The sequence below is a fragment of the Caballeronia choica genome (genome assembly GCF_001544535.1).
In the GTDB taxonomy this organism is placed as follows: domain Bacteria; phylum Pseudomonadota; class Gammaproteobacteria; order Burkholderiales; family Burkholderiaceae; genus Caballeronia; species Caballeronia choica.
On record NZ_FCON02000457.1, the window covers coordinates 1 to 1,375 of the forward strand.

A 1,375-nucleotide genomic window follows, 5' to 3' on the forward strand; every position below is an offset into this window, starting at 1 on the left:
TGGCTGAAGCCGTAAAAAAACCAAGGCCCGAGTTCCGTAACATCGGGATCGGTCAACTCGCGAAGTATCGCCTGCCGCTAGCGGGGAAGGTCTCCATCCTGCATCGAATAAGCGGTCTGCTGCTGTTCATCTCTCTGCCGTTCATCCTGTACCTGCTGGATCAAAGCCTGACATCGGAGCTCAGTTTCGATGCGTTCAAGGGCTTCCTCGCCAACCCCATCGTCAAGATCATCACCCTCGTGCTGTCCTGGGCGTACCTGTATCACTTCTGTGCCGGCATCCGGTTTCTCCTGCTCGACGTCCACGTCTCGGTGAGCAAGGAGGGCGGCAAGCAGACAGCGCTGATCGTGCTGATCGTCTCGACGCTGCTCACGCTCGCGATGGCGCTCAAACTTTTCGGAGCCTTCTAAGAACATGGCAGCCAATAACAGAGTCGGCCCGAAGCGCCTGGTGGTCGGTGCGCACTACGGTCTGCGCGACTGGCTCGCGCAACGCGTCACGGCGGTCGTCATGGCCGTGTACACCCTCATCCTGCTGTGCTGGTTCTTCGCCGCCCACGATTTCTCGTACGACGGCTGGGCGTCGATCTTCGCGATCCAGTGGATGAAGCTCGCCACCTTAGTCGCCTTGCTTTCGCTCTTCTATCACGCGTGGGTCGGTATTCGCGACATCTGGATGGATTACGTGAAGCCGGTCGGCCTGCGTCTGCTCTTGCAGGCGCTGACCATCCTCTGGCTGGTCGCCTGCGCCGGCTACGCTGCACAGATTCTCTGGAGAGTGTAAAGAACATGGCTGCAATCAAGACTTCTCTCCCGCGTCGGCGCTTCGACGTGGTCATCGTCGGCGCGGGCGGCTCCGGCATGCGCGCCTCGCTGCAACTCGCTCGGGCGGGTTTGTCGGTGGCGGTGCTCTCGAAAGTGTTTCCCACGCGCTCGCATACGGTCGCCGCGCAAGGCGGCATCGGCGCGTCGCTTGGCAACATGAGCGAAGACAACTGGCACTATCACTTCTACGACACGATCAAGGGCTCCGACTGGCTCGGCGACCAGGACGCGATCGAGTTCATGTGCCGTGAAGCGCCGCACGCGGTGTACGAACTGGAACACATGGGCATGCCGTTCGACCGCAACGCCGACGGCACGATCTACCAGCGCCCGTTCGGCGGCCACACGGCGAACTACGGCGAGAAGCCGGTGCAGCGCGCCTGCGCCGCCGCCGACCGCACCGGCCACGCGCTGCTGCACACGCTGTACCAGCAGAACGTCGCGGCCAAGACGCACTTCTTCGTCGAATGGATGGCGCTGGACCTGATCCGCGACGCCGACGGCGACGTGCTCGGCGTGACCGCGCTCGAAATGGAGACGGGCGACGTCCA

General features: G+C 62.5%; 3 protein-coding genes. All 3 read left to right on the forward strand.

The annotated features are described in order from the left end of the window. Positions 1–410: succinate dehydrogenase, cytochrome b556 subunit (gene sdhC, locus AWB68_RS44950; protein WP_125483309.1), on the forward strand; the 410-nt coding region annotated here is incomplete at its 5' end. Between the two features lie 4 nt (positions 411–414). Further along, positions 415–783 (forward strand): succinate dehydrogenase, hydrophobic membrane anchor protein, encoded by a 369-nt coding sequence (sdhD, locus tag AWB68_RS44955; RefSeq protein WP_087650457.1) that lies wholly within the window; start codon positions 415–417, stop codon positions 781–783. A 5-nt stretch (positions 784–788) separates the two neighbouring features. After that, positions 789–1,375: FAD-dependent oxidoreductase (locus AWB68_RS44960; RefSeq protein WP_125483310.1), on the forward strand; the 587-nt coding region annotated here is incomplete at its 3' end.

Coding starts and splice junctions, on each gene's coding strand:
- sdhD (WP_087650457.1), top strand. CDS start 415: ATGGCAGCCAATAACAGAGTCGGCCCGAAGCGCCTGGTGGTCGGTGCG.